Source organism: Streptomyces sp. DH12 (assembly GCF_020873895.1).
Lineage (GTDB): Bacteria > Actinomycetota > Actinomycetes > Streptomycetales > Streptomycetaceae > Streptomyces.
This window is the reverse complement of record NZ_JAHWGT010000002.1, coordinates 338,219-345,748: the sequence shown is the minus strand read 5'-3', so window position 1 is coordinate 345,748 and position 7,530 is coordinate 338,219. Positions and strand designations below refer to the sequence as shown.

Here is a 7,530-nt window from a genome sequence, read left to right as displayed (position 1 = left end):
CTCGAAGACCCGGTGCAGGGCGATGGTCAGCTCCACCACACCCAGGTTCGGGCCGAGGTGGCCGCCGGTCTTCGAGACCGCGTCGACGAGGAAGGACCGGATCTCCGAGGCCAGCCGGTCAAGCTGCTCCGGGGAGAGCCGGTCGAGGTCGCGCGGTCCCCTGATACGGGTCAGCAATGCCACCCGTGCCTCCTTGCGTGTTGGGCTGGTCGAGGTGTGAGCCGGTCGAACGTGCCGATCCGCCGAGTCTAATGTTCCGTCCCGGACTGTGGACATCGGGCCGTGCCTGGGGACGCCCGTCCGAGGTCACACGGACGGGCGATGCGGACATGGACCGATGTACCCACGAGGGGCCGGTGGGATGCCCGGTGCGTGCGGGTCCCTCCTTCAGGACGCACCGGTGCCCGGCGCCGGTTGCGTGGCGCCGGGCACAGGGGTGGTTCGTACCGCTACGCGCGGCCGGCGTCCTTCTGGGTCCTGCGGGAGACCGAGTCGATCACGACGGCGGCGAGGAGCACCGCGCCGGTGATCATGTACTGGATCTCGCTCGCCATGCCGAGCATGTTCAGGCCCTGCTGGATCGACTGGATGACGATCATACCGAGGAGGGCGGACCAGACCTTGCCGCGGCCGCCGAAGAGGCTGGTGCCACCGATGACGGCCGCCGCGATGACGAGCATCAGGGTGTTGCCGCCGCCGAGGCTCTTGGTGGCGCCGCCGGAGAGGCTGGCGACGAAGAGGCCGCCGAACGCGGCGAGCAGGCCGGAGAGGCCGAAGACGGTGATCCTGATCCGGTCGACGTTGATGCCCGCGCGGCGGGCGGCCTCGGCGCTGCCGCCGACCGCGAAGACCTGGCGGCCGAAGGTGGTGCGGCGGGCGACGAAGTCGGCGACGACCAGGACGGCGAGGAAGAGCACGAGGGCCAGCGGCAGGCCGCGGGCGCCGGCGGGCTCGTTGAGCACATAGGCGACGGCGAGGCACAGGACCGCGACGACGCCGGTGCGCAGCAGGATCTCGCTGGTGGGGCGGGCGGGCAGGCCGGCGGCGCGGCGGCGCTTGACGTCGAGCAGGAGCGAGGCGGCGTACAGGAGCACCGCGGCGACGGCGAGGCCGTAGGCGGCGGCCTTGTCCTCGAAGTAGTAGCCGGTGAGGTTCTCCACGACGCTGCCGGTCGGCGTGTTGATGGAGCCTTCCTTGCCCATCAGCCAGATCTGCAGGCCGCTCCAGCCGAGGAAGCCGGCGAGGGTGACCACGAAGGCGGGCACGCCGATCTTGGAAAAGAAGAAGCCGTGCAGCAGGCCGAGACCGAGGCCGGAGAGGAGGGCGATGACGATGGCGAGCCAGTCGCCGACGCCGTTGCTGACGCTGAGCACCGCCCAGACGGCGGCGCCGACGCCCGCGACCGAGCCGACCGAGAGGTCGATCTCGCCGAGGAGCAGGACGAAGACGATGCCGACCGACATGATGCCGAGGCCGGCGCTGTACACCGCGATGTTCGCGACGGAGCTCGCCGACAGGAAGTTGGCGTTCTGCGACTGGAAGACGACCGCGATGACGATCAGGCCGATGAAGACGGGCAGGGAGCCGAGCTCGCCGCCGCGGACCTTGCGGGTGAACTCGGTCCAGTAGCCCTTGAGGCCCTGCTCGCGGACGAGGAGGCGGGGGTCGACGGCCGGTACGGGCGCCGCGGGCCGCTCGGCGTCGTCCGCGGCGTGGGCGCCGCGGGGGGTCTTGGTGAGGTCGCTCACTTCGCGTCCTCCTTCGTGGCATTGCGGGCCTGGCGACGGGTGACGGCGTTGTCCGTGGCACCGGTGATCGCGGCGATGATCTCTTCGTGGGACGTGCCTCGGACGTCGAAGACGCCGTTGTTGCGGCCGAGGCGCAGGATGGCGGCGCGGTCCGCGACGGCCCGGACGTCGGCCATGTTGTGGGTGATGAGGATGACGCCGTGGCCGTTCTCGCGGAGCCGCTCGACGAGGTCGAGCACCTGTGCGGTCTGCTCGACGCCGAGCGCGGCGGTCGGCTCGTCCAGGATGACGATCTTGGGGTTGCCGATCAGGGCGCGGGCGATGGCCACGACCTGGCGCTGGCCGCCGGAGAGGGAGGCGACCGGGATGCGCACGCTCGGGATGCGGATCGAGAGGGTGTCGAGGAGTTCCTTGGCGCGCTTCTCCATCGCGATCTCGTCGAGGACGGAGGCGCGGCGCAGCTCGGTGCCGAGGAAGAGGTTGGCGACCACGTCGAGGTTGTCGCAGAGGGCGAGGTCCTGGTAGACGGTGGCGATGCCGAGTTCCTGGGCGTCGTTGGGCCGGGCGACCCGGACCGGACGGCCCTCCCACTCGATGGTGCCCTCGTCGATCGGGTGGACCCCCGAGATCGTCTTGACGAGGGTCGACTTGCCGGCGCCGTTGTCGCCGAGCAGGGCGACGACCTCTCCGGCGTGGATCTCCAGGTCTACGTCGGTGAGCGCCTGGACGGCGCCGAACCGCTTGGAGACTCCGCGCAACGCCAGCACGGGCGTAGCGGACACGTGAATCATCTCCTTCACCCGCCCGACGGACGGGGATGGTGGTGCGTTGGAGCACAAGGGGTGCGAGGGAGTCCGGCGCCCGCCCGCCGCCGCGGGGCGTGATGAGGGGGCGGGCACCGGACCGGTGCGGGGGCCCGGGTCGAACGGGCCTCGTGGGGGCCCGTCCGGGACGGGCCCCGCGCGCGGAGCGGGGAGGGGTACCGGCTACTTGATGCCGGCGGCCTCGCAGGCGGCCTTGTACTCGGCCGTGCAGATGTCGGCGGCCTGGTAGACCTTGTCCATGATGATCGTGTCGGCGATGTTGTCCTTGGTCACGATCTGCGCGTCGTAGAGCTTCGCCGGGATGTTCTTGAACTCGCCGGTGAGGCTGGTGACCTTGGTCGGGGTGAGGTGGTCGAACTTCTCGCCCTTGAGGAGCGCCACGGCGATCTCGGCGGTGGTCTCGGCCTCGGGCTTGATCTGCTTGTAGATCGTGAAGGACTGCTCGCCCTTCAGGATGCGCTGCAGACCGGCGAGCTCGGCGTCCTGGCCGCCGACCGGGACCTTGACGCCCTGCTTCTTGAGGGCGGTGATGATGCCGCCGGCCATGCCGTCGTTGGCGGAGTAGACGCCCTGGAAGCCGTCCTTGCCGAGCGAGTCGACGGCGGCGCCCATCTTCTTGTTGGCCTCGTCCGGGGACCAGTCCGGGATGTCCTGCTCGTAGACGATCTTCCCGACCTGCTTGTCCAGGACGCTGTGCGCGCCCCTCTTGAAGAGCGGGGCGTTCGGGTCGGTGGGCGAGCCGTTGATCATGACGACGTCGGCGTCCTTCGCCCCGGCGCCCAGCGCCTTGACGAGGGCCTCGCCCTGGAGGCGGCCGATCTTCTCGTTGTCGTACGAGACGTAGGCGGCGATGGGGCCCTCGGCGAGCCGGTCGTACGCGACGACCTTGACGCCCTTCTTCTCGGCCTGCTGCACCCAGGTCTTGGTGGCCTTGTAGTCGACCGCGTCGAGGATGATCACCTTGACGCCCTGCGTGACGAGCGCGTCGAACTGCTTCTTCTGGGTCTCGGTGTCCTGCGCGGCGTTGTTGTACTTGACCTCGCAGTCCGAGCAGAGCGCCTTGATCTTCGCCTCGATGATCGGGCGGTCGAAGGTCTCGTAGCGCGTGGTCTTGTTCTCGGGCAGGAGCAGACCGATGGTCTTGCCGTCACCGCCGTCGCCACCGCCGGCGGAGCCGCCGTCGCCCGCCTTGCCGCAGGCGGCGAGGGACACGGCCATGGACACCGCGGCCGTACCTATGACGACGCGTCGCGTCATTGCGTTCATTGGGTTTGCCTCCCTGACGTGGCCGCGACACTGCGGCCGAGGTGGCTGTGAGTCAACTCGGCCGCTAGGCCATCGTCAAGGAGTGAATTGTTAACGAGATGACAACGGTGCCATGCGTTATCTAAGTGAACGCAGGCGTAGTCGCCTTCCCGACAGCCGGGGCCGCGCCCTCCAGAAGGGTCGAATCGCCCATCTCGCTCAGCACGAGGGCGAGCGCGCCCAGCACCTCGGCGCGCCCGCCGAGGGCACCCGGCGCCACGGAGAGGTGCCGGGCGGCGCTGGGGATCGCGTACCGCGAGACGGACTCCCGGATGGGCGCGAGGACCAGCTCGCCGGCCTCCGCGAGGTCGCCGCCGAGGACGACCCGGCTGGGGTTGAGGAGGTTGCAGAGGTTGGCGACGCCGCTGCCGATGTGGCGGCCCACGTCGGCCACGACGCGGCGGCAGCCGGGGTCGCCCTCGCGGGCGAGCCGGACCACCCGTTCCATGGTCAGGTCGGGGCCGTGGCCGGGCTGGAGCAGCGGCAGGACGTACCGGGCGGCGGTGAAGGTCTCCAGGCAGCCGCGGTTGCCGCAGCGGCAGACGGGGCCGGACTCGTCGAGCGTGATGTGCCCGATCTCGCCCGCGGTGCCGCCGGGGCCGCGGTAGATCTGCCCGTCGATGACGAGCCCGGCGCCGACGCCGCTGGCCACCTTGATGTAGGCCAGGTCGCGGACGCCCCGGCCGGCGCCCCAGACGAGCTCGCCGAGGGCGCCGAGGTTGGCGTCGTTGTCGACGTGGACGGGGACGCCGAGGCGGGCCGACAGCTCGCGGCTGGGGTTGATCCCGCTCCAGCCCGGCAGGATCGAGGTCGAGCCGAGCGTGCCGGAGGAGACGTCGATCGGACCGGGGACGCCGAGCCCCACGCCGATGACCTTGTCCGGGCCGATGCCGGTGGTCTCGATCAGCCGTTTGACCAGGTGCTCCGCCCGGTCGAAGCCCTCGGCGGAGGAGGCGTCCACGTCGAGCGGCTCGGCCTCCTCGGCGAGCACCTGGTGGGCCAGGTTGCCGACGGCGACGCGCAGGTGCGTGTGGCCGAAGTCGACGCCGATGACGATCCCGGCGTCACCGCTGAGCGAGACGCTGCGGGCGCGGCGGCCGCCCGCGGAGGTCGGGGTGACCTCGACCGTGCCGCCGTCCTTCAGCTCCCGCACGATGTTGGAGACGGTGGCGGCGGACAGCCCCGTCGCCCGGGCGATCTCCGCCTGGGTGAGGGAACCGGCCATACGGACGGCGCGCACGACCCGTTCGAGGTTGGCGCGATGCAGAGACGTCTGCGACCCCGGAGTCTCCATCGACTCTCTCACTCCTGCCGTTTTCTCCAACATGTGAACTCTAAGCTGAGCCTTTCGCGTTGGCCTCCGTCAAGACCTTGAGCATCACGAAGCTCCGATGAGCGGATAATGTCGCCATAAGCCCGGAATGTCGGCATCCAGACAGAAAGAAACCGCCCGCCGGGGCCCTCGGGCTCCGACGGGCGGTTCACGGGTCGTACGTGTCACGGCTCGTGGGCAGTGTCACGGCCCGCATGGGTGTCGGCCGCCGCGGGTGCTCCCGGCGCTCCGGCTACTTCAGGGCGCCGGAGGTGAGCCCCGCCTGCACCTGCCGCTGGAAGACCGCGTACACGACGAGCACGGGCAGCATCGCGATCACCATGCCGGCCATGAGCGCGCCCCAGTCGTTCTCGTACCCCTGCTGGAGGGCGATCATCGCCAGGCCCTGGGTCAGGACGTACTTGTCCTCCTGCTGGTTCAGCACCATCGGCAGCAGGTACTGGTTCCACTGGCCCAGGAAGTTGAAGATCCCGATGCTGATCAGTCCGGGCTTCGCCATCGGCAGCATGACCTGGAAGAAGGTGCGGGTGTGCGAGGCGCCGTCGATCAGCGCCGCCTCCGCCACCGAGGTGGGCAGCGTCCGGAAGAACGCCGTCATGAAGAAGACGGTGAAGGGCAGCGAGTACGCGATGTAGACGAGGATCAGCCCGTGGTACGTCGCCAGCAGCGAGGTCCCGGGGAAGTCCCGCATCACGAAGAAGAGCGGGATGACCAGCATGAACACCGGGAAGGACATCCCGGCGACGAACAGGTAGTAGACCAGCCGGTTGCCGGGGAAGGTGAAGCGGGCCAGCACGTACGCGGCCATCGAACCCAGCACCATCGTGCCGGTGACCGAGCCGCCCACGATGACCGCCGTGTTCAGGAAGTAGCGGCCCATGTTCGCCTCGTTCCAGGCGTTGGACCAGTTCTCCCAGTGCAGGACCGTCGGCAGCCCCCACGGGTCGGTGAGGATGCCGTTGCTGTCCTTGAAGGCGCTCCACAGCACCCACAGCAGCGGGACGCCGACCATCAGCGCCCACAGCACGAGGATGCCGTGCGAGAAGACGTTGAGGACGCCGCCCTCGGCCGGGCGGGCCCCGGCGCGCCCGGGCCCCGCGGGCGGCCGGTGGGCGGGCGGGGGCGGCTGGGCGGCGGGGCCCGGTGCCGGCCCGTCGGTCTTGCGGATCTCGTCGGTGGTCACGAGCCGCTCCCCTCAGTACTCGATCCGCTCACGGCGCGCGAAGCGCAGCGTGAGCACGGCGAAGGCCATCGTCACGACGAGCATCGCGACGCCCATCGCGGCCGCGAAGCCGTACTGGCTGTCGCGGAAGGCGGTCAGGTAGAGCCGCAGCGGCATGACGTCGGTGGCGCCGTCCGGTCCGCCCATGTTCACCGACATGATCTGGACCAGGGCGAAGGCGTCCAGGGCGATGATCCCCATGTACACCCAGCCGGTCTGCACGGTGTCCCAGAGCAGCGGCAGCGTGATCCGGAAGAAGGTCACGGACCGGCCCGCGCCGTCCAGCAGGGCCGCCTCGTAGACGTCGCGGGGGACGGAGGCCATCGCGGCGGAGAACAGCACGACGAAGAAGCCGACGTGCCCCCAGACCATGACCGCGCTGATGCACCACAGCGCGAGGCTCTTCTCCCCCAGCCAGGCGTTCTGCAGCCCCTCCAGACCGACGGCGCCGAGGAGGGAGTTGAGCATGCCGTCGTCCGGGTCGGGGTTGTAGATGTTGAACCAGATGACGGCGATGATCGTGATGGAGATGACCTGCGGGAGGAAGAAGACGAACGTGTAGAGGCGGGAGCCCGCCACGCCGGCGACGACCTGATTCGGCCGCCGCCTGCCGCCCACGTTGAGCATGAACGCGAAGAACAGGCCGAGCGCGAGCGTCACCGGCGGGACGAACACCAGCATGTAGACGTTGTGGCGCAGCGCGTTCCAGAACTCCTCGCTCCCCCACAGCCGGACGAAGTTGTCCGCGCCGACGAAGCGGGCCGTGCCGACCAGTCCCGACCAGTCCGTCAGCGAGATCTGGAAGGCCTGCACGAACGGCGAGACGACGAAGACGGCGTAGACGAGCAGAGGTGGGGCGAGGAAGCCCAGGATGAATCGGTACTTGCCGTGTTGCATGGAGCTCGCGGCCCCTTCCCCTCATCAGCCGACCGACGACCGGCGTACGGTGACCGGCACCCGGCGACCGGTCACCAGCAACCGGTCACCAGCGATCGGCGACCGGCAACGGTGGCCGGCGCCCGGTATCGGCCGTCCCGGCGCCGGCGACCGGCCGCGCCGGCGCGCGCGGCCGGCCCGGTGCCGGGACGACCGATGCCG

General features: G+C 70.0%; 7 protein-coding genes. All 7 read right to left on the bottom strand.

What is annotated here, in order from left to right; translation table 11 throughout:
* Nucleotides 1-183: 1-deoxy-D-xylulose-5-phosphate synthase N-terminal domain-containing protein (locus LPA54_RS03180; protein ID WP_228973519.1), on the bottom strand; the 183-nt coding region annotated here is incomplete at its 3' end.
* Nucleotides 184-449: 266 nt separating this feature from the next.
* The gene (locus tag LPA54_RS03175; RefSeq protein ID WP_228973518.1) at nucleotides 450-1,748 is read right to left on the bottom strand and encodes a sugar ABC transporter permease; all 1,299 of its coding nucleotides are present in this window, start codon (nucleotides 1,746-1,748) and stop codon (nucleotides 450-452) included.
* Entirely contained in the window at nucleotides 1,745-2,539 is a 795-nt protein-coding gene (locus LPA54_RS03170; RefSeq protein ID WP_228973517.1) for an ATP-binding cassette domain-containing protein, read from the bottom strand. The genes LPA54_RS03175 and LPA54_RS03170 overlap by 4 nt, the downstream gene beginning before the upstream one ends.
* Before the next feature lie 195 nt (nucleotides 2,540-2,734).
* Nucleotides 2,735-3,829, bottom strand: a complete 1,095-nt coding sequence (locus LPA54_RS03165; protein ID WP_228973533.1) for a substrate-binding domain-containing protein — start codon at nucleotides 3,827-3,829, stop codon at nucleotides 2,735-2,737.
* Nucleotides 3,830-3,959: 130 nt separating this feature from the next.
* Nucleotides 3,960-5,171 (bottom strand): ROK family transcriptional regulator, encoded by a 1,212-nt coding sequence (locus LPA54_RS03160; protein ID WP_228973516.1) that lies wholly within the window; start codon nucleotides 5,169-5,171, stop codon nucleotides 3,960-3,962.
* A gap of 271 nt (nucleotides 5,172-5,442) precedes the next feature.
* Nucleotides 5,443-6,393, bottom strand: coding sequence for a carbohydrate ABC transporter permease (locus tag LPA54_RS03155; protein WP_228973515.1), 951 nt, complete (start codon nucleotides 6,391-6,393; stop codon nucleotides 5,443-5,445).
* A gap of 12 nt (nucleotides 6,394-6,405) precedes the next feature.
* Nucleotides 6,406-7,329 (bottom strand): carbohydrate ABC transporter permease, encoded by a 924-nt coding sequence (locus LPA54_RS03150; RefSeq protein ID WP_228973514.1) that lies wholly within the window; start codon nucleotides 7,327-7,329, stop codon nucleotides 6,406-6,408.
* Between the last annotated feature and the right edge of the window lie 201 nt (nucleotides 7,330-7,530).

Bases quoted from the DNA above. Each gene is read 5' to 3' on its own strand.
- LPA54_RS03160 (WP_228973516.1), bottom strand. From the start codon at position 5,171: ATGGAGACTCCGGGGTCGCAGACGTCTCTGCATCGCGCCAACCTCGAA.
- LPA54_RS03165 (WP_228973533.1), bottom strand. From the start codon at position 3,829: ATGACGCGACGCGTCGTCATAGGTACGGCCGCGGTGTCCATGGCCGTG.
- LPA54_RS03150 (WP_228973514.1), bottom strand. From the start codon at position 7,329: ATGCAACACGGCAAGTACCGATTCATCCTGGGCTTCCTCGCCCCACCT.
- LPA54_RS03170 (WP_228973517.1), bottom strand. From the start codon at position 2,539: ATGATTCACGTGTCCGCTACGCCCGTGCTGGCGTTGCGCGGAGTCTCC.